This window comes from Alteromonas sp. 4NH20-0104, assembly GCF_057547795.1.
In genome coordinates, this window is the sequence record NZ_BAAJLP010000001.1 from 69,363 (window position 1) to 92,063 (window position 22,701).

Genomic DNA, 22,701 nt, shown 5'->3' on the forward strand with positions numbered 1-22,701 from the left:
GTCGGTTGCCGCGCGTTTATGTACATTTTATCGGTTCAGCCAGTGAAATCATTAATTCAGGCCGGTTTACTGCTCTGTATTCATTAATCCTTTGCTGAGCAAGTTTTGCCCGAGCAGTGTGGCTATCCATTGTTTGTCTTTTACCGGTTGGGATAGCCAGCGTCCCTGTTCAAACCTGAACTGATAAATCTGATTAAACAGTCTGTCAAACCAGTACAAGTCGTCCCCGCTCAACAAACTAAAATTCGCCGGTGTATTGCCTTTAAGTGTCGCAGAATGGAAAAAGTAACACTTATCGCGCTCATCCAACGCCAAAGACTGCCCATGTCCAGTGATGTCGTGACTGATCCCCAGCAGATCCAGAAACGTGGGAAATAAGTCAAAGTGCGAAGAATGACTGATGGTTTTGCTCGTTAACTTCGGATGCGTAAGCATAAACGGCACCTGAGTTTGTTCAGGGATCACTGAGTTACTGTGGAAACTGTAACCATATTCGCCGAAGGATTCTCCGTGATCGCCGGTGAACACTACAAGGGTGTCCGACAAATCCACCTGTTGCGCTAAACGGTTCAGAAACTCATCAATGATATAATCCACTTCTTCTACCGCATTAAGATACAGGGCTTTTTGAGTCGACCCGCTATGACGGTTAAAACGCTGCTTATCTACCACTTCGTATGGCATGTGAGTCTGATCATTGATCAAATGCAAAAAGAATGGTTTGTCTTTTACCTGCTCCGCTACCTCATTCACCATATTCCACAAGCGGTAGTCTGCGGTGAGTCCACGGGCTGGAATATCATCAGTTCCCCAGATCTGGTCAAAGCCGATTCGTTCCAGCAGCTTCCAATAATCATACAACCCGGTATTGGCGCTATCGAGGAACAGAGTCTGGTAACCCGCTTGTTGCAGCGCTTTGATATACCGCGGTTCGCCGCCGTAATAGGCCGAGTCCGCTTTGTTGTAAGGGTTATTAGAATACTGCCCGGTGTACATCTGATTGGTTGAAACGGTGGTGTTGGGACATAAACTGAAATGTTGTGATGACAGCCAGCGGTTGGCGCCAAACCGCTTTACCAGTGACGATTGCACCGGCGCATTATCATAAGGCTGTACATAGCAGCCCAGGGATTCCATGGTAATTAGAATGACATTAGCGCCCTTACAGCGTCCGAACAATTCACTTTTTTGCACCGGCTTTACCGCAGGCACATAAGGCCGTAAGCGCTCCTGATCCGGAATGTCCGGCGCGGTAAAATTATCACTTAACAAAATATTGGGCAGCAGGCTGGGTGTAGTAAAAAATTCAGCGGTGGCTTTCACCAGCCTGGCATAACCATTCAGACCCGCCACCACAGCTAATAGTGCCAGCATTATCACTTCCGCCGCCCCTACAGGGACGCCTGACGTAATGGGTAAACTTATCAGCAAACATCCCAGCGCCGCCCCAATTCCCCGATTGTGAGCCCGGGTACTTACCGACATAGCACAAAGCAGCCATAAAGCCCCTGCCAGATAAGCGATGAGCGCCCATAGCTGCAGTGCGACTGCAGTACAGCTGGCCACCGCCATAAACGGAATAAGCACGGCCGGTTTAAATTTGCCCAGGACATCCAGCAAATGAGGGACGCCTTTCATCAAGCCTTTGGTGCCTTTAAAAAACCATCTAATGGTTTCCCGGTTTACCTCAATCCGGTATTGCACAAACAGCATGGCATCGAGCCAGATAAGTACCGCATACAAACTCAACAGCGCTGTACTGACCATTGCGGTAATGCCGCTTAGCTGACACAGTACCACGTGGCCAACTGACACCAGCAGCAACCAGTTAATATCAGCCAGTGAGGCGGTTTTACTCAGAGCGCCGCGTTTCGCTCTAAGCGCCTTGTTGAGCAGCAGCAGTGGCAGCAGCGCAGCAAACAGCAATACGCTTTGTGCCAGAGTATTGGTTATAGCCAGCATAGAGATAGCCCGTTAATACGGTTACGGTATGGGCTGAAGCGAACGTCAATCATCACCAGAAAACATCCGGTAAGTCCACGCCATCCCACACCGGCGCAAATTCCAACGCTTTACCCATTGGCACCACACGCCTGAACTCCCCTTTTGGCGTTGTTAGTTCGCCGGTGACCGCGTAGCTAATCGTCTGCAGCTTAGGCGAACAGGCGATTTCGTCGCTAACACCGATGTCTTTTTCAAGCACTAACCCATTGCCGTCATGCGCCTCGAGCATATCAGCAGTCAAAGTTTTGACCTTACAGCGGCCAATGGGTCCGACATTGTGTATTTGCGCAAAGGAAGCAATTATGCGGCCAGGATCCTGCGTTAGTGTCATACCCCACCCTGCGGCAAGCTTTTGCAACAGAATATGCTGATTGACCTTGTGACCCATTTCAAACTGATGAGCCACTTCGCCGATCTGCCGTTCAACCGCTGTCCAGAATGAGCGCTGATAATCAGGCACGGTATTGAGCCAGTAAATAGCTTTTGGTGACGAACAGGCCTGTTGCGTGAATGGCAGTAAATCAGTTAAAAACTGGCTGGCCAGCGCGTTAATGTCACTGTTTTCGTCCAGCTGTATAAGTGCGACTGAATAGCGATCTGGAAAGCAGACCTGGGCGGTTTGTGGCGCGATTGTTGACACTGCCTTAATGGCTTCGTCGCCGCCCCAGATAACCCTTAAATCACACCAGTTGCTCAGTTGCTCCGTCACCTGTTCGTGGCGGGCATCGTATTCAGCCACGGCAACCTGGTTAGCCAGAACTTGTCCTTCCGGGAGCTTCAGGTATTCCTTCAACAGAGAAATTAACAGCCAGGTCACCTCGCCGCTGCGCTGACTGACTCTCACGATGTTCTGATTAGCACAGAGTACGGAAAGCAGTACCGAATACATAAACACCGTATCAACGTTGGCCGGGGCAATATGAAACACCCTACTGACCTTTTTGTCATTAAGCTCAGTCGGCATGGCTGTGGTAATTTGCGTCAGGTGCGCCTGACGAAACCAAAATGCCAGGGCGACGATTTCAGGATGCTCCCGCGCCGTATTTTGTTTAAGCAAAAACGCTGCAAACCCAGCCACCGAAGCGCGGATTTCTGCAAGTGACTGCAACCTGTTCTGGTTGAGGCTTTGTGCCTCTATGTGCCACGTGAGTGGTGAGTTATCATTAAACAAAGGTATCACTGCAACCCTTCACTTGTGCTTTAGGCACCCGGCCGTGCACCTTAAAATATTTCCCCAACCGGCCACAGGCGCAGTCATCTTCGCCAATAATGGTGCCGAGGTCTTCGGTCAGCAGGCAATGGCCCGGGTAACTGGTTGGCAACACCGAGTTCACCTGAATTAATCCCGTTTTGCCAAACTCCACTTCACTTAAATCCACCGGGTGACGAATGAGTACGTCCGACCAAACCGGAGTGTGTAAATGGCCATGCTCACATTGCATATATATCGTACCGGTTTGCTCCACCATGCCGTAATAGTCGTGCACACTGACGTTGCCCAGGGTGTCTCGGATAGTCGCTTTAAACTGCTCGTCGGTCACCGCCTGCTCCTGCATTTTCTTCCAGCCACCGCCGTGAATGAGGATGGCATTAGATAAATTAACAGTAAGACCCTGGTTTATCATCGCCTGAATAAACTGCTGCCAAACGATAAAAGTAAAGCCAAATATCAGCACGGGCTGCTCACCGTGCTCGGTAAAAAATGCCTGAACTGTATCCACGTCCAGTTGCATTTCATCATCCAGGGCATAGCAATGGTGGCGACCAAAAAAGGATAGCCCTTGCAGACCTGCCGCTCTGGCGGTCATGGCCCCGGCTTTTTTCACCGTGGAGGGGGCATCGATTAACAGCATGGGGCGGCGCTGTTTACCCAACCAGCTTTGCAGAATTTTCACCAGCACCTGACTCTGGCGCTTGGCCGACGGCCCATCAAGAATAATTTTAGAGGCCAGACCGCTGGTACCGGAAGAACGCATTTGTCTGAAGACTTCGGACTCATCGATACTGGCCAATTCAAGATCCTTAAATAATCTTGCGGCTACCGGCAGCTGACCCAGACTTCCGGCAATACTAAGGTCAAACGGGTTACATTCCACCAACTGCCGATAAGCCTGACAATGCTCGTAATGATGGGCACTTAAACGCGGTAGCAGTTCATCCAGCATAGCTTGCTTCTGAACGCTTGGCAGGCCATAAACCGGTAAATCAAATAAGTCGGGTGGATAGCTGAACATGTCAGGCCGCCCCTTCTTGTTGCTGAGCAAGGCTGGCGTAATCAATTTTGCCGTTACCCAACAGCGGAATCGTGACATTAGCGATTACAGAGATATTTCGCTTTGGGATAGCCAGCATTTTTACGAGTTGATCAGTGAGTTGCACGTTTTGCTCAGCAGACAGTTCGCCGCTATACACAGCAATAAGCTTGTCATCCTGGCCAATAACGCAGGCCGCTAAAGGCAGGTTTTGCTCGGCAAGTATGCTCAGAAAAGTCTGCTCCACAACGTCGAGATTAACCCGTTCACCGGCAATTTTGATCATTCGCTTGGTGCGCCCGGTAATCGTGTAATCCCCCCCGGCATCACACACGGCAAGATCGCCCGTGGCCAGCCATTCTGGTGGTGTAAACGCAGCTAAATCGGCCGTCTTTTCAACGTAGCCCAACATGACATTATCACCACGATAGCAAAGCTCGCCTTCACCATCCGGCTCGGTTGCACCTGTCAGTTTAAATTCGCCGCCGGCAATCGCCTGCCCCATCGCGCCCGGCTTTTGCAATACCTTCTCCGGTGTCAGGTAGGCCATCCGGGCGGTGGCCTCGGTTTGGCCGTACATCACATAAAATGCTTTATTGGTTTGTTTGGCGTGCTCTGCCAGACTGGTCACATGGGCAGGAGCCAGTTTACCGCCGGCCTGAGTAAAGTAGCGAAGGGCCGGTAGTTCCATGCGGGTAAAACGCAACCGCAGCAGCATTTCGTAAAAAGAAGGCACGCCGGCCAGCGATGTCACCGGACGGTTTTTTATCAACGCCCAGAACGCTTTATCAAACACGCTGTGGCGGGTAAAACAGATGGTTGCACCCGCTTTAAGATGCGTGTGCAACACCGATAATCCGTAAGAATAACTAAGTGGCAAGGTAGCCAGCGTAATATCCTCTGCCACAATGGGCAGGTACGCTAAAATGGCGTCACAGTTCGCCGTCAGGTTACGTTGCGAGAGCGCCACGCACTTCCCGGCGCCGGTACTACCGGAAGTTGATAACAACAGGCTTAACCGGGCATCTGTTGGCAGTGGTTCGTTATGCAAAAGGGTAACAGTGCCATCACCAATTACCGCATTGGGCGTTAATACCTGTGCATACTGTTCACGGGTGGCTAGCGTACAGTCGGGATTAAGCAGCAGCACCACATAATCCAGACTCAGTGCGGTTAAGTAATCCACCACACTGGTGATACTGTTATCAATCAGCATCATCACCACCGGGCGATGAAGGGAAACAATTTGCTGCCAGTTTTGCGCTCGTCGCTCTATTGCTTCTCTTAGCTCGCGGTAAGTGAGGCCATCAGTGTCATCCATCAGTGCTATATGTTCTGAATGACGGTGGGCTTCAATAAACGGGATCACCAGCTCTGCATGACTCATGGGCAAAAATGTCCATCCACCGGTAATACATGACCCGTGGTATAACCGGCCTGCTCAGAAAGTAAATACAATACCGCCTCAGCCACTTCTTTGGCGGTTCCGGCGCGCTGAAGCACGGTTCGCTGCAGCACTTTTTGTCTGGCTTCGTCTTCGTAATGTTCGGTAAGTTGCGTGTCGATAAACCCCGGGGCTACCGCATTCACCCGAATTCCCACCGGTGCCAGTTCTTTCGCCAGGGATTTGGTAGCACCGGTCAGGGCTGCTTTACTGGCAGCGTAGGCACTCATGCCTTTACTGCCCTGCTCACTGACCTGGGACACAATATTCACGATACTGCCGCGGCGTAAGCGGCTCATTAGCCGACTAGCCAGTTGCATATGCTGATAAGGCGCGAGAAAATTGATATTGAGCTGTTGTTTCAGTTTATCCATGCCGGTTACCGATAACGGCGACTCCAGCATCACACCGGCATTGTTGACCAGCCCATAAAGCGGTGGCGCGAGCCCATCTGACACCTGGCGCTGCAGTTGGCGAAATATGTCTTTTACCGCGTGTTCATCGGTCACATCGTACACCAGTGGTCGCAGTGCCTTACCAAGCTGTTCCTGCATGGCGCTGAGTGCATCTTCATTACGACCGCCAGCAAACACGGTTGCTCCGCGCTCAACGCACGCAGCAACAATAGCCTGGCCAATACCGCCAGTTGCCCCGGTTATCAATACAGAAGCGTTTTGTAATAACGTATTATGCGAAGCTGACATCGTATTTTTGCAGAATTAACTTCGCCTGGGCCACCGAGCTCATATCGATAATGTCATCAGTATCGAGCATCACATCAAACACATTTTCCAGCTCAGCTATCAACACCATATGCGCCGTCGAGTCCCACTCCGGGATGGTATTATAAGTAAGGCTATCGGTGACCTTTTCCGGCGGGATCCCCAGTGCATCACTAAAGGCTTGTTGTAATTGTTGTTGCGTATCCACGTGTATCTCGTTCCTTATTTCGCGTTGCGAGTGCGTGATAAAAACTGTTTGATCGGGGCTGTAGCCTGACGATAATTTTCCACATCCAGCTCCAGTACGCTGAGCGCATTGTCTTCGACTATCTTATAGCCCAGCTTTTGATTGTAACTCAAAGCATTTTGATTACTGCGCTTAACTACCGCCCGGAACCGTTTGGTGCCAAGTTGTTCGAAACAAAAATCGTACATGGCCAGTGTTGGGGCAAAGGCGACGATATTGCCCTGATAGCGCTGCTCGCCAATATACAGCCCGGGTTCCAGTAAACTCGCCTGTTCTGCGGTTTTGCCGGTTTCCAGCGACTTCACATTCGTTGCGCCAATGAGCTGGTCACGAAACTTAATCACCCAGTGCAATTGTTTCGGGTCAAGGCGGGTCTTTTTAAACCACGCCTGCTGTTGTTCTTCGCTGATCATTTCGTCTGACACCATTTGTTGGCGAATTTCTTCCTGATTGCGCCAGCTGCGCATCTGCGACTGATGCGCTTGTGTCATTGGCAATAGTTCAACCTGATAACCACTGAGCGTAAACTGATTTACCGGCTCGTCACTCAACATATTATCCTGCCTGGTCGTTGCGCCACTGAGCAATAGCCGCCAATAACTGCCAGGCGCCATCGGTAACGGCTACTGCTGATGCCGCCTGAGACATTGCTGCCAGGCGGCTTTCGTCTTGCCAGAGCGCTTTTACGCTGGCGGCGAGTGTGGTCAAATCGAGGTTATGTTCAGCATTGATGACCTGACACCAGCCCTGACTGGCTGCCTGCCCGCTGGCCTGACGCTGATTGTCTGCCACAGTGAGCAGGACCGACGGCGTTAAACATGCAGCTAATTCAAACTGACTGCCCCCGGCCGCAACCACGGCTAAACGGGCATTCACCCAGAGGTCGGCCATATCCTGACAGTTGTGCACATGCTGAATAGCACAGTCCGTGTTGGCAATAAAGGTGGTTAAATCGCTCAGCGCCTGCGGTGCAAAGCCCGGACCAGTAACCACTCGAAAAGGCGCGTCGGGCAGTTCGCCGGTTATTGCCTTGAGCAACGGCAAGGTTAATCCCGCGGGATCGCTGCCGCCCATGCTGATTGTCAGACTAAAACGCTGATTTATGGGTAACGGGCGGGTAACCGAAAATTCCCTTCGTAACAAGCGGTAACCAGCCCCTAAACACAACATGGCCGCGGGGTTCGCGTTGACATAATCTTCGCGCCACTCGTCTCCGGCAGGATTACACAGAATATCCGCATACTGAAAACCAGGCTGGCGAATATCATCCAGCAACACCAGCGGTGCCTTAGCACCGCTAACCTGCCTGACCAACGCTTCGCTAAAATCATAACCGTCGAGCACAATAGCGGTGGCCGCATTTTCCTCAGCAAGCCGGATCAGCTGCCTGGCCAGTGCTAGTTCATTATCTGCGGCTAACACCAACCGGCCACTCCAGTCGTGTCGCTGCAGGATAAATTGTCGGGCGGCTTCATTCACAATGAACAGGCTTTCCAGTCCTTGTTCTTCGGCTGCCTGAGCAAGCGCCTGGCAGCGCATAATATGGCCAATACCACTTTTATGGCTGCCGCCGGTGCAAAAAACTACAGCACTCATTCGCCGATATGCTCCCAGCTAAGCGCCGTCCCTTTCTTAATAAACCGGGTGGCTTTTTTATGCAGCACTGAATCCCAGTGCTTCGGTGCCAGACCAAAGGCCGGACGGACTATTTTCAGGTTGTCTGGTCCCAGCGGTTCGCCGGGTTGAATATCCTGGCTAACATAAATAGAACGGCGATATTGTTTAGCCTTATCTTCGGCTACAGTACCGCCGTATTTTACCAGTCCTAATGCCTGCCAGGCCCGTTCGGTTTCGATTACCAGCGAGGCGAGTTCCTGAGGTTCCAGTGAAAATGCCGCATCAACCCCACCGCCGTTACGATCCAGCACAAAGTGTTTTTCTATTACGCTGGCACCCAATGCTACGCTAGCCACCGCTGCGCCAATTCCACCGGTGTGATCGCTCAGGCCCACTTCACAGCCAAAGGCATCGCGTAAATGGGGAATGGTAGTCAGGTTGGTATTGATGGGTTCGGCAGGATACGTACTCGTGCACTTAAGCAGGATAATCTCTTCGCAGCCCGCCTCTCTGGCGGTCTGGACCGCCAGCTCAATTTCACTCAGGCTGGCCATCCCGGTTGACATGATCAGCGGCTTGCCTATGCTGGCCGCTTTTTTGATGAGCGGAATATCCGTCAGTTCGAATGAGGCAATCTTAAAGCACGGCACATCCAGCTCGTCCAGGAAATCCACCGCCGATTCATCAAAGGGCGAGCTGAAAGCCAGCATGCCAAGGGATTTAGCATAATCGAACAGTTCACTGTGCCACTCATAAGGCGTAGCCGCTTTTTGATACAGGCTATACAGGCTGGCGCCATGCCATAAGCTATCGGTTTCTTCGATAACAAAACCCGCTTCCATCACATCCAGCGTCATACTGTCAGCCGTGTACGTTTGCAGTTTGATAGCGTGGGCACCACTTTCGGCGGCCGCTTTAACCATAGCCCTTGCTGTTTCAAGAGACTGACTGTGATTACCACTTAACTCAGCAATGATAAAAGGCGCGACATCACGACTAATTTCACGGTTGCCAATCATTATTTTACTGGCGCGCCCGTTGTTATGCATCACTGCCCCCTTTCACATAAGCCAGATACATCAGTTCGGCCCGAGTCCAGTCTTCCATGGTATCGATATCCTGTACCAGATAACGGGGAAGCACCACAGGGATACTGTGTGTAGCAAACATTGGCTCACGGGCTAACCAGGCGCTGCTTTGCCCCCAGTAAAACTGACCCGCATCATGATAGCATTCCTCAAGGTCCTGGGAACGCATGCCCATATTGGCAGCATCAACCGGTTCAACTCCCTCTCCGGCCAGGCGAATGGCGCGCTGTATTGGAAAATCAAAGGTCGTCACGGAAAAAGCGTAATGCATGGCTGGCGCAGCTTGCAGACGGGATAATCCGTCAGTCAGGAAATCGGCGCGTAAAAAGGGCGCGGTGGCATAGATGCAGCACACAAAATCCGGCTTATCGACGATTTCACTGTAGCTTTCTATCGCATGGCGAACCACCGGCGACGTACCGGTGTAATCATCTGACAGCGCCTCAGGGCGCTCAATAATTATCGTAGCACCCCAGGCTTTGGCGACCCGCGCAATCTCTGGCGAATCGGTTGACACTACAATGTCGTCGAACACATCGGCGTCTTTAGCGGCTTCAATAGAATAAGCAATCAGTGGTTTTCCGGCGAACGGCCGGACGTTTTTGTCTTTGATACGTTTACTGCCGCCCCGGGCCGGGATCACTGCAATATTCAAGATAATACCTCGCTTAACTGCTTTATAACCTCCATTTGGTTATCGGCAGACAGGGCTGGAAATAAAGGTAATGTCAGCGCACGGCTGTAATAGTGTTCTGCATTCGGGTACTGACCGGGCTTAAAACCCAGTTGCTGATAGTAAGGATGCAAATGGATAGGAATGTAGTGCACATTGACTCCTATGTCCCGCTCCCTCAGCGCATTGAATACCTGCTTGCGATCGTGGCTGGTAAGTTCAATCATATACAAATGCCAGGCACTGTGCGAATCGAGCACCGGCCTTATCACTGGCAGTCCGGCCAGTGCTTTGTCATACACCTGAGCCAGGGCATACCGCTGGGCCACAAACTCATCGAGATGTTTGAGCTGAGAACGCCCCAATGCCGCGTGCACATCACTTAAACGGTAATTAAAACCCAGTTCAAACTGGGCATAAAACCACGGCTCATCCAGATGCGCTTCCCCTGTCATCGCTGGATCACGGGTAATACCGTGACTGGCATACCGGCGTAACAGCGCGGCTTGCTCATCATCGTTAGTCAGCACTGCGCCACCCTCGGCGCTGGTGATAGACTTAACCGGATGAAAACTTAGCACCGTCATGGCTGAATACTTACCCGCACCCACAATATGGCCCTGCGCATCCCTCGCACCTAAAGCATGGGCTGCGTCTTCCACCAGAGTGATCCCGAAGGGCTCAGTGATGGCCGCGATCTCCGCCATATCACAGCTACTGCCGGCAAAATGAACGACGATAATGACTTTAGGAATTTTGTTTTCTGCGGCAGCAAGGTGTAATTTATCCACCAGCGAGGCCGTGCATAAATTACGGGTGACCGGGTCGATATCCACAAAATCGATTTCTGCGCCGCAGTAGCGGGCACAATTGGCCGATGCGGCAAAAGAATTGGGCACCGTCCACACTACATCGCCAGCTTTTACCCCCGCCGCCAGACAAACAATATGTAACCCGGATGTGCCGCTATTGCAGGCTATGGCGAAGCCAGCACCGGTATAATCACACAGGGCCTGTTCGAAAGCCGGCACCTGCTGTCCCTGGGTCAAAAACCCTTGTTCAAGCACCTGTGTGACGGCATCGATGTCATCGGAAAACAGTGTGTGCTTGCCATAAGGGATCATAACGTGCTCTTGTCCAGGATCTGTAATTCGTCAATCGACAGAAAATGTGGATTGGTACCCGAGTGATATTCAAACTTATCACTCACTGGCTGACCTTGCTCAGACAGGCGGTTAACCTTGTAATTAATATTCTTATCGAAAAATACGATAGCCGGGGCAATCACATAATGGTCTTCAAACTCGATAGTGTGATGGGCCATTTCTTCGGGCACCATGACTTCATGCAGTTTTTCGCCCGGCCTTATCCCCACGACTTTATAATCCGGTTTACCGCTCATAGCGGTCACTAAATCGGTGATGCGAATCGATGGGATTTTGGGTACAAAGATTTCTCCCCCCTGCATTCGCGAGAAATTTTTCACTACGAATTCCACCCCCTCATCGAGGGTGATCCAAAAACGGGTCATTTCCGGATGGGTAACCGGCAGTTCCTCACAGCCTTCAGCCAGTAACTTGCGGAAAAATGGCACCACAGAGCCTCTTGAGCCCACTACGTTACCGTAACGGACTACTGAAAAACGCGGGCCTTTAGCACCGGAGATATTATTCGCGGCAACAAATAATTTGTCTGACGCCAGTTTAGTGGCACCATACAAATTAACCGGGTTAGCGGCTTTGTCGGTCGATAACGCAATGACCCGTGACACATCGTTGGCAATCGCAGCGTCAATGACATTTTGCGCGCCATTGATGTTAGTTTTGATGCATTCGTTGGGGTTATATTCAGCAGCAGGTACCTGCTTTAGCGCCGCCGCATGGACAACATAGTCAACATCTTTCATGGCAATTTTTAAACGTTCGTTATCACGGACATCGCCAATGAAATACCGCATACAGGGGGCGTTGTACTGCTGCTGCATTTCAAACTGCTTGAGTTCGTCGCGGGAGTAGATAATCACTCTTTTCGGCGAAGCTGTGGTCAACAGGTAGCTTACAAAGCGCTTACCAAAAGACCCGGTGCCGCCTGTGATCAGTATCGTCTTACCATCAAATAGTGTCATCGTATCCACCGCTCTCTGTTCAGTTATTGTTGTTTGCGCGTCGGCACACTTGGTTGCAGGGAACTGTCATTATCATGGCTGGCTTATTACAAGTGTCAAATACTTGTCGTTACCCGCAGTGCATATCACGATAAACAAGACATTCCCAAATCCCGCAACATAAATGCCGCAAAGACATGCGATATTAGCCGGCTATTTGCTTACAAAACAAAAAACTTTGCATTACAAACGGTTATAACGACTATGTCAGCAAATATAGTCACTCGCGCCGGAAAAATCCATTAATAGTGCAAAAGCTAACGGCAAGCGTTGGTTATTTGTACTTTTTAATGGCGGCCTGACTACGTATAAAGTGACTCGCATCGTCTTTAGCTGACTTTAGCAAGGTTTGCGCCAGTTCCTTTAATTTGTCGTTCACAACCAGCTCTTTTTCGGCAAAAGCCCGGGCAAACGACGAGTCGGCATCGGCCAGGATCTGCTGAACTAGTTCATCTCGCTGAACGATAAGTTCGAAGAAGGTTTTGAAGCCTGACGAGGAGTCGTCAGGCTGAGGTAAGGCGTCAACAATTTGCGCGTTGAGCGTGCCGAGAGCGTTCGGCGTAAGGTCGTGGTTCAGTTCGTCTAGGTTCACACAGCTTGGCGTTTTTGACGCTGGGCTTCAAAAGCTTCCTGTTTGGCTTCTTCAGGGATTTGAACCCACGCATCGCGAATTGGTGCTAACAGGTTAGTCACTTCATCCAGCATCTTCAAGTCATTCTTAACGTGTGCCAGATTGAGTCGCTCAATCATGTAATCGTACAAAGCGAACAAGTTTTCTGCCGTTTCACCGCCGGTTTTCAGATCCAGGGTATCGCGCAAATTGATCAGAATAGCGGTTACCCGTGAAATGTACTGCGACTTGAGCTCGTACTCACGGCGCTCCATTGCCCCCTTAGCATAAGCAATACGGTCCAGCGCGCCCTGCATTAGCATCAGGGTTAATTTATGCGGATCGGCATTCGCAATATCCTGCTTCAGATTACCTTTGCGATAAGCGTTAATTCCGGTAAGAGCCATGAAAAGTCCTCGTATTATTATGTCAGTTACTAACCTAATGCTGCTAACAATGCAGAACCGGTTTGATTAAGTCTCGCCACCGTCTGGTCGAGGTTCAGATAGCGATCACGCAGGATTTGCTCGTAACTCACCATGCGTAATTCGAATTGCTCGCGATCGTCCGCAATCTGATCTTTATCATCTTTTGCAGCCCGTTCACGCAGGGTGATTAAACCGCTGTATGAGGTGTACTCATCGGCCATCTCATAGAGTCGAACAGCGATGCCCTGGTCTTCGTCGGTAAACAGTTTGGCAATTTCGTCGAAGTTATCCTCTAATGCGGCTTCAAGACGTTCGTCACCGGAACCTAAACCAAAATCCGTGGCTGGAATTTCCAGTTTGCCGTCGGAGTTCAGCTCAACCCCCAAAGCAAATAAACTGCCTAGTGAAGAACTCCCTACACTGGAACCTACAATACTGGCGAGGCCATTACTTATACCACGCAGCATTGAATCACCGGCTAAGGCACCATCTTCTTCCAGATCGGACTCACCATAGCGGGTGAGTGATTTGATATCAGTGATGATTTTGTTGTAGTTATCAACAAAATCCCGAATCTTTTTATCCAGTCCGTCACGGTCATAGCCGATTTCGAGGGTAGAAGTAACACGATTGAGCCCGTCAACGTCTAACGGTGAAACACTGGTTGCCTCAAACGACACGTTTTGAATGGTGTTCTCAAACTCGTTAGTGGCACTCTCTACCGGGATCCCATCGATAGTTGCTTTGGCATTACCGGCATTTTTAACCGGCACCAGATTGTCGGTTGTCTCATTAGCTTTCTTGGTGGTTAACGCATCCAACTCACCGCGGTCGCCGTCGTTAACGATCATCAGATCATTATTCAATCCAGTCACTGAGGAAGAAATAACTAATTTCGCACCTGATGCCGTGCCGGTATCAATAATATTGGCATTCACACCGAAATTATCAGCGTTATTGTTGATCGCCTCGCGCAACTGAGCCAGGGTCATGCCTTGCTTGACTGTTACGGCAAAACTGTCGCCAGTATTATTAATTTTAAATGTCATGGAGGCATCACCGAGCCCGTCGGTAAGCACCGCATCGTTTGAGCTGGAAAAGGCGGCATCTGCAGTTTCAATACGCGAACCTGAAGCCAGCTCAGATACGGCTATTTCGTAAGAACCACGAAGCGCTGAATTTGACGCTTCAGCGGTGAAGATCTCTTTGTCTTCGGACGGATGAGTAATAGTGGGTTCACGACCATTGATGTCACTGTCACGACGCATTTCATCGACAGTGTCTTTAAAGTCGCTTAGCTTTGACTTAATTTGGCCCAGGGCAGAAATTTCTGCCTCAATTTTTTCTTCCTTGTCATTCAGGCGCTTTTCTTTGGGTGCGCGCTCAGCACTGAGCAATTGCGTGACCAGGTCGTCAAGCGCAAGCCCGGAACCAACACCTAACGATTGAATAGTCATAGCTCACCTCTACACTTGTTTATTAAATAACACCCCCACACTACTTCCGATGTCTTGTTGGAGATCTTTAATTCTTTCCGCTAACCTCAACACCTCGTCTGACGGGATTTGTCTAATCACATCGCCCGACGTGGAATCTTTAACAGTCACTACCGACCGGTTGGTATTTTCATCCACAGAAAATGCCAGGTTTCGATTTTGCGATTGCAAAAACGACTGAATTTCCTGTACTGCACCGTCCAGTTCCGGAGCCTGTTCCTCTCGATAATAGTTATCGGCAGATTTTTGCTCAGCTTGAACATCTTCTGCTTTAGACTGCACATTTTTTTGTGCACCTTGCGACGAATTGTCCAGCGCGACCTGATCCGATTCTACCTCGGGTTTTGGCTGCTCTTTGGGTATATTTCCAGCAAAATTCTGGCCAATTTGTGTTGGTAAAATTTCCACAACTAACCCCCTGTTTTAGAACGCATTAAACGGGCCTGCTTACACAGATGCCCGTTTACTCGTTGACTTAACCGGCAACACGTTGCCGGTAAACTTTCCGGCTATTATCCTAACAGCGATAATGCTGTCTGTGGACGCTGGTTAGCCTGGCTCAGTACCGAAACAGACGCCTGTTGAATGATCTGGTTACGAGTCAGTTCAGCAGTTTCTGAGGCGAAATCTGTGTCACGAATACGAGAACGTGCGGCAGAAACGTTTTCAGAGATACTGCTTAAGTTACGAATAGTCGACTGGAAGCGGTTTTGCAAGGCACCCAAATCTGCTCGTGCTCCACCAATGGTAGAGATAGCTGAATCGATAGATGTCAAAGCAGCCGATGCACCAGAGACTGAAGACACTGACAAGTTCGCCAGAGACAGGCCTGATGTACCGTAACCACCACCGGCGCGTGACAGGTTTACAGAGATAGTCTGACCACCGTTTGCACCCACCAGGAACTTCGCAGAGTAAGTGCCGTTAAGCAGGTCTACACCACCGAATTGCGTATCGGTTGCGATACGCGACATTTCAGTTTTCAGGGCTGACACTTCTTTTTGCAGTGCAACACGGTCTGCTGAGCTGTTGATACCATTTTGAGACTGCACTGCCAGCTGACGAATACGTTGTAAGCTGGTAGTTACCTCAGATAAGGCACCTTCGGCGGTTTGTGTTAGTGAAATTGCATCGTTTGCATTTCGCACAGCCTGGTTAAGGCCCTGGATTTGCGACGTCATACGATCTGAAATTTGCAGACCTGCTGCATCATCCGCCGCACTGTTGATTCTAAAACCTGAAGACAGACGCTCAAATGATGTGCTTAGCTTGTTGCTCACATCGAAAAGCTGACGCTGTGCATTCAGGGCCGAGACGTTTGTATTTACATATAAAGACATTATCTAACCTCCTGGGATTATACCTGTAGCAGAATCCCCCCGGACTCTGCTAAGCTATAATCTTTCGTACCTGATTTAGCACTGAATCATTAGTTGCGATATTCATCACAACAACAATTGCTAAACCACCTCATTTTGTAGCGCTTCTCACAGCCACTACGCAATTCATCAAATGAATTACCCCTCAACTAAAGGTATCGGCCCAACCTTGAGAATCTTTAGTTTTTTTTCGAAAAAAATTTAAATAAATTCAAAAACAAAAATAAGCTATTGATTTTAAAGATATAAACAGACGACATTTTTTAATTTCAAGTACTAAAACAAGCGATTAAAGACACCATCCTGCTGTCAGGTTTGCTAAAAACAGTACTTTTAAGTCAATATAAACGTGTCAATTGAACGCGTGAACGCGCTAATAACAGTTTCGTTTCGCTAGTCGTGTGTTGTGGCAGGCATGTCAGGCGGCAATATTGCCAGCCTGTGCGGCAGTGACTGGCAAGGTTTCTCCGCCTTTTGACGTCAATAGTTTGTCAGGCCGAATGAACCAGATGGGTCTTTGACAAGTGAAACATAACTCGCAGCGCAGCAAATATAAGGGATGCGTATTTATTTAAGTGAAAATTTGGAAAGCTGGCACCACTGTTGCAAAACAACTCGGGTAAGTGACGGGAAACGATTCGGTAATAAAAATAAAAAAGGCCGAGTCAAATAGTGACCCGGCCAACTTGCTCACGTTAGGAGTTTGAGCAAATTCAGTTTCAGTCGGCTGGCAGAATAGTAGAAATATACTGGCCTCTCAACCTAAATTCTACACTCTCAATTCTGTTAGTCGGCGTTTTAATCCTTGTATCGGTGGCCTTACGGCCGCCATCCTTGGCAAGGGTTGGCCTCTCAATTCCTACCCTCTATGGTATTTCTTTCAATTATCCTAATAGCGACAGTGCTGCCTGCGGCCGTTGATTGGCCTGAGACAATATGGTTGTGCTTGCCTGCTGTATAATCTGGAAGCGGGTAAGTTGTGCCGTCTCCGTGGCAAAATCTGTATCCCGGATGCGCGATCTTGCCGCTGATACGTTCTCAGAGATATTACTCAAGTTTCTGATAGTGGATTGGAAGCGATTTTGAATAGCCCCCAAGTCGGCCCGTTTAGCATCAATGGCAGAAATAGCCGAGTCGATGGTGGTCAATGCCGCCGAAGCTGTTGCCGCTGAGGCAATTGATAAATCACTCTGACCATTAGTGAGTCCGGAGAATCCGTAGCCACCCGTGCGGGATATGTTCACACTGATAGTTTGTCCGGCGTTGGCTCCCACCAGGAATTTAGCAGAGTAGCCTCCGGTGAGAATGTCTACCCCACCAAACTGACTGGTTGTCGCAATCCGTGATATTTCGGTCTTTAACGCTGACACTTCTTTTTGCAGTGCCAGGCGGTCTGCAGAGGTATTAATCCCGTTCTGCGACTGGATAGCCAATACCCGTATACGCTGCAAAGCGGTAGTGATCTCCTGCATTGCCCCCTCAGCCGTCTGGGCCAGGGAAATGCCGTCATTGGCGTTTCTGACCGCCTGATCAAGGCCTTGAATTTGGCTGGTCATCCGGTCAGAGATTTGCAGACCCGCTGCGTCATCTGCCGCAGAGTTGATGCGAAAACCTGATGATAAGCGTTCAAAGGCAGTATCAAGTCCGTTGCTTGAACTAAACATCTGACGTTGCGCGTTCAGAGAGGATACATTGGTGTTAACGTAAAGACTCATGGATTGCTCCTAACAGTTAAAGTACGCGTTGTGCTTATTATTGTTTTCAACGCTCTAAAAAATCACTTCAACGTGTTGGCATAGCCTATGCATTATCTTTTGCGTCAGTGATAAAAAACTGACGCTTTGCTTGGCTTACGCCTGGTTAAGCAGTGCTAAATTGAGCACAAGCTCATGCTGACTGCAGGTATGATGTTCAGACCTCATACCTCTCACTACCTCCTGGCTTCATTCCTGTCAGTCGGCAGCTTAGCTCAACACTCAAAACCCCAGTGGTTTTGACACTTAGCTTGCTTAATCGTCACGTTGTCTTGCAAATACACTCTACTCACCGGTCGATTGCAGTCTGCCCCCACATATTGCAACTCGACCGTTTTTCTTACTTATCTACTCATCGTTATTCGATTACCGAATGCAGTCTGCCCCCGCTTTTTGCATTCGTAAGCTTATGCATAGGATTAACCTTGCAGCAGCTGTAGTGCAGCCTGTGGCCGCTGGTTAGCCTGGCTCAGTACCGTGGTACTGGCCTGCTGGATAATCTGCCAGCGAGTCAGTTCGGCAGTCTCAGTAGCGAAGTCAGTATCTCTGATACGTGACCGTGCCGCTGAAGCGTTCTCCGAAATATTGCTTAAATTTCTGATAGTTGACTGGAAGCGGTTTTGAATCGCACCCAGGTCTGCACGCTTGGCATCGATGGCTGAAATGGCCGAATCGATAATAGGTAACGTGGCTGACGCCTGTCCGGCCGTCAAAACACTGGCGTTATACCCGTTGGTTAAGCCTGAGAAGCCGTAACCGCCGGAGCGAGACAGATTAAAGTTAATAAATTGCCCTGCCTGCGCTCCTACCAGGAATGCAGTAGAGAACGTACCGGTAAGAATATCCCCACCCGCGAACTGAGAGGTCGACGCAATACGCGAAATCTCGGTTTTCAGAGCTGACACTTCTTTTTGCAGTGCCAGACGGTCGGCGGAGGTATTAATACCATTTTGTGCCTGGATAGCCAGAACACGGATACGCTGTAATGCGGTAGTGATTTCCTGCATGGCGCCTTCGGCAACCTGAGCGAGAGAAATCCCGTCATTGGCGTTACGAACGGCCTGATCCAGGCCCATAATTTGGGATGTGATACGGTCTGAAATTTGTAGTCCAGCGGCATCATCTTTGGCACTGTTAATCCGGAAACCGGAAGACAAGCGCTCAAAAGCGGTACTCAAATGGTTATTTGAGGTAAATAGTTGCCGCTGAGCATTCAGCGACGACACATTCGTGCTAACGTATAAGCTCATTTTTTAATCTCCTAACGATTTTGTATTACCCAGGTTTTTATTGTTTTTGTTAACCTGGTCTGGCCGATCATATTGTTATTATTGGGGCGATCAGCCTGGCACTTTTGCGTATTTATTTTTGTTATTCGCAGTGCCTTTGTAATAGTTATCGTGCGGGCAGGAGAAATCCTTTAGCCTTTTTTTACTAAATTTTATTGAGCTTAAAAATCAATAAGTTACAGACGTTAAAGCGCCGGACTTTCGTCCGGCTAATGCTCATTTTTAATTGAGAGTGAGCTAACTCCCGGTGTCAGGCGGATACCTGGTTCACTACCTCCTGGCCCCATTCCCTGACTTGGGTGTCATAACGGATTATCCTAATAGCTGTAGTGCAGCCTGCGGACGCTGATTTGCCTGAGACAAAACAGTGGTACTCGCCTGCTGGATAATCTGGTTACGCGTTAGTGCTGCAGTCTCTTCCGCGAAATCAGTGTCTTTGATTCGTGAACGGGCTGCAGATACGTTTTCTGAGATATTACTCAGGTTACGAATAGTCGATTGGAAACGGTTTTGCAGTGCACCAAGGTCGGCACGCACACCACCGATTGAGGATATTGCGGCATCTACTGAAGCCAGTGCTGCAGAGGCATTTGAAGCCGTAGCAACAGACAGTGAGCCAACGCTCAGGCCTGAGGCTCCGAAGCCACCAGCGCGAGACAGGTTGACTGAGATAGTCTGACCGCCATTGGCGCCCACCAGGAACTTAGCAGAGTAAGTACCGGTTAACAGATCAAGGCCGTTAAACTGTGAATCAGTAGAGATACGTGAAATTTCGGTTTTCAGTGCCGACACTTCTTTTTGCAGGGCAACACGGTCAGCAGAGCTGTTGATACCGTTTTGAGACTGCACTGCCAGTTGGCGAATACGTTGCAGAGCCGTAGTGGTCTCGTTCAGCGCGCCTTCTGCGGTTTGGGTGAGTGAAATTGCATCATTAGCATTACGTACAGCCTGGTTCAGACCTTGGATCTGAGAAGTCATACGATCGGTAATTTGCAAACCTGCAGCATCGTCAGCAGCTCCGTTGATACGGAAACCTGATGAAAGACGCTCAAATGAAGTGCTTAAAGCATTAGATACATCGAACAACTGGCGTTGCGCGTTTAATGCAGACACATTGGTATTGACGAACATAGACATAAAGTCTCTCCTACACTCTCAATCCAGCCAGAGCTGGCTACCGGGTGACCCGGTGTTTTTCAATTTAAATAGTAGTCACCAACACCTTGAGGGGTAATTGATGAACTGGCTCTCTCATCATCTTTATCGACCCATGCAAAATTCCCTTTAATAAAAATTCACTATTTTTTTCAGGGACGGCAAAAAGTTGCCAGGCAGAACGTGGTAACGTACTGCCAGGATAAAGAATTCACGGTGTAAACTTTATTATGAAAGTACAATTAAATCGCCTGACCCGGGTATGCCGGGGCGCTGCGCATAATGCCTTTGGGGATATCGTTTTATTTAACGACCGGCTACTGGTGTGTTATCGCCAGGGCACCCATCACATGAGTAATAACGGCATTATTGTGGTGGCCGAAATTAACGACCTTGGCCAACCGGTACGCTTTCAATGTCTGACAAGTCCGGAGGGCGATCTACGCGATCCACATTTTTGTATCGACAACGACCGCCTTTATCTTCTCGCCCATCAGCGCTGGCTGACCAGCCTGGGCGCGGCGAAAACTTACACCTGGTTTAGCGGTGACGGGCTCAGTTGGTCGTCACGTCACGATCCGGGGCCGGATAACTGGTGGTTGTGGCGCGCTACTACTTACCAGGGGCGCCACTGGGGGCTGGCTTATCACCGCCCGTCAGAACAACTGGATTTGTATGCTGGCAGTTTGCGCGGCAAGATGCACAAGGTGGTTAGCGCCTGTTTGTCAAAAACTCACCATCAATTGGGCTATCCCAACGAAACTGATTGTTATTTTACTCAGCAAGGTGAACTTATTGCAGTGGCCCGGCGCGATGCCGACAGCTTCACGGCACAGCTGGGCCGGAGCAAGCCGCCTTATACTCAGTGGCAATGGCAGGATCTCGGCGATTACATTGGCGCGCCGGTATTATTACCGGTTGATAATGATATGGCTTTAGTTTGCGGGCGTCATTTTAACGGACGAAACCTGGTGACACAGCTTTGGTCACTGAATATTCACAATGGCGAACTGGTTAAGCTACTGACATTGCCCAGTGGCGGCGATAACAGTTACCCCGGCATGATTCGCCAGGGTGACAAACTGTATATTGCCTACTACTCCAGCCATCTCGACAATCAAAGCAGAATGTATCTTGCCCGGCTTAACTATGAAATATAATTAAACAGCGACAAATTGGAAATTCGTGGAAAGGTGGTCAGCGCTGCGGTTAGTGCCGCCTCCTGCTTAGCAAATTCGGCTGAGGCTTCGGCATAATCTACGTCCTGAATAGCGCTACGAGCCTCTTTGGTCGACACTTCCAAATCCAGGTTGGTTTCATAAACCGATTGAGCCACATTCAACCGAGCACCAATGGACGAGGTTTCAAAGGCTATTTTTTCCAGGCCGTTGTCAATGCCCACCAAGGCATCACTTAACGCTTCACGGTAGGCGGCATCACTCAACTCATCGTTATTCAGCGCCTGCTGTAAGTCATGCAGCGTGGTGGCAATATTTTTCTTTTGCGGCGCATCTAACTGAAAATCCAGAGTATTACCGGTTCCGCCCTGCAGGTTAAAATCAATACCGGCGAAATTGAATGGCTCACCTGAGGTGAAATCTTTAGTTGCGACTACGTTACCAGTACCGAGATTCTGGATCTCTACCTGGTTAGGTGTAGTGATGGTAATGCGATAATTATTATTGGCAGCGGTGAGCGGATCGTAGTTATTCTTATAGAAAGTATCAAAATCGCCCTGCCCGGCCACCACCGCTTCATCCACAGTAATCCCGGAATTATTGGTGATGGTGAAGTTGCGCCGCGCCGGTACATCTTCGAATAGCGATTGCCCTGATGCGCTGCTTCTCACCTTGACACTATTAGAAAGCTGTACTTCGTTGCTACCGCTATCGCCCTGATAGGTATACGCGTTGCCAGGACCGCCCGCATTCAAAACGAAAGGTTGAGATTCAGACTGATAACCCGAAAAGTAGTAGTCACCCTCAGCATTTTGCGAGTTCATCAGATCGAATACTTCGTCTTTGATCTGGCCTATCTCTGACGCCAGCGCTTTACGATCGGCATCAGATAACAATCCGTCACCGGCCTGAATAGTGAGCACCCTTGCGCGGTTAACTGAATCGGTAATGTTACGCAGAATGGTTTCCTGTTGCTCCAACGAACCGGTTACCAGGTCATTATTACGTTGATATTGCTTTAAGCTGGCCAGTTCTTCGGTCATGCGCAGGACTTTGGCAGTGCCCACCGGATCATCCGACGGCCGGTTAATTTTCTTACCGGTACTCAACTGCTGCTGGGTGTCAGCCAGCCCTGACTGATTATCCATAATCGCGCGGATATTCTGATCATAAAGTTGATTGGTGGAAATACGCATGTCTG

General features: G+C 49.6%; 22 protein-coding genes. 1 reads left to right on the forward strand and 21 read right to left on the reverse strand.

Going from position 1 to position 22,701, the window contains the following annotated elements; translation table 11 throughout:
* Window positions 1–66: 66 nt before the first annotated feature.
* The 20 genes from AC27IB_RS00305 to AC27IB_RS00400 form a co-directional block, all read right to left on the reverse strand.
* Window positions 67–1,962 (reverse strand): sulfatase-like hydrolase/transferase, encoded by a 1,896-nt coding sequence (locus AC27IB_RS00305; protein WP_487118092.1) that lies wholly within the window; start codon window positions 1,960–1,962, stop codon window positions 67–69.
* A gap of 52 nt (window positions 1,963–2,014) precedes the next feature.
* Window positions 2,015–3,112, reverse strand: coding sequence for an acyl-CoA reductase (locus AC27IB_RS00310; protein WP_487118094.1), 1,098 nt, complete (start codon window positions 3,110–3,112; stop codon window positions 2,015–2,017).
* A gap of 55 nt (window positions 3,113–3,167) precedes the next feature.
* Entirely contained in the window at window positions 3,168–4,238 is a 1,071-nt protein-coding gene (locus AC27IB_RS00315; protein WP_487118096.1) for a LuxE/PaaK family acyltransferase, read from the reverse strand.
* 1 nt (window position 4,239) lies between these two features.
* Window positions 4,240–5,643 carry an AMP-binding protein gene (locus tag AC27IB_RS00320; RefSeq protein WP_487118098.1) on the reverse strand — a complete coding sequence of 468 codons (1,404 nt, stop codon included), beginning with the start codon at window positions 5,641–5,643 and terminating at the stop codon, window positions 4,240–4,242.
* Window positions 5,640–6,404: an SDR family NAD(P)-dependent oxidoreductase gene (locus AC27IB_RS00325; protein WP_487118100.1), complete on the reverse strand. Its 765-nt coding sequence runs from the start codon at window positions 6,402–6,404 to the stop codon at window positions 5,640–5,642. The genes AC27IB_RS00320 and AC27IB_RS00325 overlap by 4 nt, the downstream gene beginning before the upstream one ends.
* On the reverse strand, window positions 6,388–6,630 hold the full coding sequence (locus AC27IB_RS00330; protein WP_487118102.1) for an acyl carrier protein: 243 nt from the start codon (window positions 6,628–6,630) through the stop codon (window positions 6,388–6,390). Before AC27IB_RS00330 ends, AC27IB_RS00325 begins: the two co-directional genes overlap by 17 nt.
* A 14-nt stretch (window positions 6,631–6,644) precedes the next feature.
* Complete coding sequence (locus AC27IB_RS00335; protein ID WP_487118104.1) at window positions 6,645–7,223, reverse strand: GNAT family N-acetyltransferase; 579 nt, start codon at window positions 7,221–7,223, stop codon at window positions 6,645–6,647.
* Between the two features lies 1 nt (window position 7,224).
* Complete coding sequence (pseG, locus tag AC27IB_RS00340) at window positions 7,225–8,265, reverse strand: UDP-2,4-diacetamido-2,4,6-trideoxy-beta-L-altropyranose hydrolase (RefSeq protein WP_487118106.1); 1,041 nt, start codon at window positions 8,263–8,265, stop codon at window positions 7,225–7,227.
* A complete protein-coding gene (gene pseI, locus AC27IB_RS00345) occupies window positions 8,262–9,335 on the reverse strand; it encodes a pseudaminic acid synthase (RefSeq protein ID WP_487118108.1) in 1,074 nt (357 codons plus the stop codon). Before pseI ends, pseG begins: the two co-directional genes overlap by 4 nt.
* Window positions 9,328–10,029, reverse strand: coding sequence for a pseudaminic acid cytidylyltransferase (gene pseF, locus AC27IB_RS00350; RefSeq protein ID WP_487118110.1), 702 nt, complete (start codon window positions 10,027–10,029; stop codon window positions 9,328–9,330). Before pseF ends, pseI begins: the two co-directional genes overlap by 8 nt.
* Window positions 10,026–11,171, reverse strand: coding sequence for a UDP-4-amino-4,6-dideoxy-N-acetyl-beta-L-altrosamine transaminase (gene pseC, locus AC27IB_RS00355; RefSeq protein WP_487118112.1), 1,146 nt, complete (start codon window positions 11,169–11,171; stop codon window positions 10,026–10,028). The genes pseF and pseC overlap by 4 nt, the downstream gene beginning before the upstream one ends.
* The gene (gene pseB, locus AC27IB_RS00360) at window positions 11,168–12,172 is read right to left on the reverse strand and encodes a UDP-N-acetylglucosamine 4,6-dehydratase (inverting) (protein WP_487118114.1); all 1,005 of its coding nucleotides are present in this window, start codon (window positions 12,170–12,172) and stop codon (window positions 11,168–11,170) included. The genes pseC and pseB overlap by 4 nt, the downstream gene beginning before the upstream one ends.
* Window positions 12,173–12,485: 313 nt before the next feature.
* Complete coding sequence (locus tag AC27IB_RS00365; protein WP_487118116.1) at window positions 12,486–12,803, reverse strand: hypothetical protein; 318 nt, start codon at window positions 12,801–12,803, stop codon at window positions 12,486–12,488.
* Complete coding sequence (fliS, locus tag AC27IB_RS00370; RefSeq protein ID WP_279318207.1) at window positions 12,800–13,228, reverse strand: flagellar export chaperone FliS; 429 nt, start codon at window positions 13,226–13,228, stop codon at window positions 12,800–12,802. The genes AC27IB_RS00365 and fliS overlap by 4 nt, the downstream gene beginning before the upstream one ends.
* A 29-nt stretch (window positions 13,229–13,257) precedes the next feature.
* Window positions 13,258–14,706, reverse strand: a complete 1,449-nt coding sequence (gene fliD / locus AC27IB_RS00375) for a flagellar filament capping protein FliD (RefSeq protein WP_487118118.1) — start codon at window positions 14,704–14,706, stop codon at window positions 13,258–13,260.
* A gap of 9 nt (window positions 14,707–14,715) precedes the next feature.
* The gene (locus tag AC27IB_RS00380; protein WP_487118120.1) at window positions 14,716–15,153 is read right to left on the reverse strand and encodes a flagellar protein FlaG; all 438 of its coding nucleotides are present in this window, start codon (window positions 15,151–15,153) and stop codon (window positions 14,716–14,718) included.
* 104 nt (window positions 15,154–15,257) lie between these two features.
* Window positions 15,258–16,085: a flagellin N-terminal helical domain-containing protein gene (locus tag AC27IB_RS00385; protein ID WP_487118122.1), complete on the reverse strand. Its 828-nt coding sequence runs from the start codon at window positions 16,083–16,085 to the stop codon at window positions 15,258–15,260.
* Between the two features lie 923 nt (window positions 16,086–17,008).
* A complete protein-coding gene (locus AC27IB_RS00390) occupies window positions 17,009–17,839 on the reverse strand; it encodes a flagellin N-terminal helical domain-containing protein (RefSeq protein WP_487118124.1) in 831 nt (276 codons plus the stop codon).
* 458 nt (window positions 17,840–18,297) lie between these two features.
* Entirely contained in the window at window positions 18,298–19,128 is an 831-nt protein-coding gene (locus AC27IB_RS00395; protein WP_296044873.1) for a flagellin N-terminal helical domain-containing protein, read from the reverse strand.
* Between the two features lie 351 nt (window positions 19,129–19,479).
* Window positions 19,480–20,304, reverse strand: coding sequence for a flagellin N-terminal helical domain-containing protein (locus tag AC27IB_RS00400; protein WP_296044872.1), 825 nt, complete (start codon window positions 20,302–20,304; stop codon window positions 19,480–19,482).
* Between the two features lie 248 nt (window positions 20,305–20,552).
* Between AC27IB_RS00400 and AC27IB_RS00405 the strand changes: the two genes are divergently transcribed.
* Window positions 20,553–21,482: a hypothetical protein gene (locus tag AC27IB_RS00405; RefSeq protein WP_296044870.1), complete on the forward strand. Its 930-nt coding sequence runs from the start codon at window positions 20,553–20,555 to the stop codon at window positions 21,480–21,482.
* On the opposite strand, the gene flgL is transcribed toward AC27IB_RS00405, so the two are convergent.
* Window positions 21,470–22,696: a flagellar hook-associated protein FlgL gene (gene flgL / locus AC27IB_RS00410; protein WP_487118127.1), complete on the reverse strand. Its 1,227-nt coding sequence runs from the start codon at window positions 22,694–22,696 to the stop codon at window positions 21,470–21,472. The genes AC27IB_RS00405 and flgL overlap by 13 nt on opposite strands.
* Window positions 22,697–22,701: the final 5 nt, after the last annotated feature.

Coding starts and splice junctions, on each gene's coding strand:
- AC27IB_RS00305 (WP_487118092.1), bottom strand. CDS start 1,962: ATGCTGGCTATAACCAATACTCTGGCACAAAGCGTATTGCTGTTTGCT.
- AC27IB_RS00315 (WP_487118096.1), bottom strand. CDS start 4,238: ATGTTCAGCTATCCACCCGACTTATTTGATTTACCGGTTTATGGCCTG.
- AC27IB_RS00320 (WP_487118098.1), bottom strand. CDS start 5,643: ATGAGTCATGCAGAGCTGGTGATCCCGTTTATTGAAGCCCACCGTCAT.
- AC27IB_RS00325 (WP_487118100.1), bottom strand. CDS start 6,404: ATGTCAGCTTCGCATAATACGTTATTACAAAACGCTTCTGTATTGATA.
- AC27IB_RS00335 (WP_487118104.1), bottom strand. CDS start 7,223: ATGTTGAGTGACGAGCCGGTAAATCAGTTTACGCTCAGTGGTTATCAG.
- pseG (WP_487118106.1), bottom strand. CDS start 8,265: ATGAGTGCTGTAGTTTTTTGCACCGGCGGCAGCCATAAAAGTGGTATT.
- pseI (WP_487118108.1), bottom strand. CDS start 9,335: ATGCATAACAACGGGCGCGCCAGTAAAATAATGATTGGCAACCGTGAA.
- pseC (WP_487118112.1), bottom strand. CDS start 11,171: ATGATCCCTTATGGCAAGCACACACTGTTTTCCGATGACATCGATGCC.
- pseB (WP_487118114.1), bottom strand. CDS start 12,172: ATGACACTATTTGATGGTAAGACGATACTGATCACAGGCGGCACCGGG.
- fliS (WP_279318207.1), bottom strand. CDS start 13,228: ATGGCTCTTACCGGAATTAACGCTTATCGCAAAGGTAATCTGAAGCAG.
- fliD (WP_487118118.1), bottom strand. CDS start 14,706: ATGACTATTCAATCGTTAGGTGTTGGTTCCGGGCTTGCGCTTGACGAC.
- AC27IB_RS00385 (WP_487118122.1), bottom strand. CDS start 16,085: ATGTCTTTATATGTAAATACAAACGTCTCGGCCCTGAATGCACAGCGT.
- AC27IB_RS00390 (WP_487118124.1), bottom strand. CDS start 17,839: ATGAGTCTTTACGTTAACACCAATGTATCCTCTCTGAACGCGCAACGT.
- AC27IB_RS00395 (WP_296044873.1), bottom strand. CDS start 19,128: ATGAGCTTATACGTTAGCACGAATGTGTCGTCGCTGAATGCTCAGCGG.
- AC27IB_RS00400 (WP_296044872.1), bottom strand. CDS start 20,304: ATGTCTATGTTCGTCAATACCAATGTGTCTGCATTAAACGCGCAACGC.
- AC27IB_RS00405 (WP_296044870.1), top strand. CDS start 20,553: ATGAAAGTACAATTAAATCGCCTGACCCGGGTATGCCGGGGCGCTGCG.
- flgL (WP_487118127.1), bottom strand. CDS start 22,696: ATGCGTATTTCCACCAATCAACTTTATGATCAGAATATCCGCGCGATT.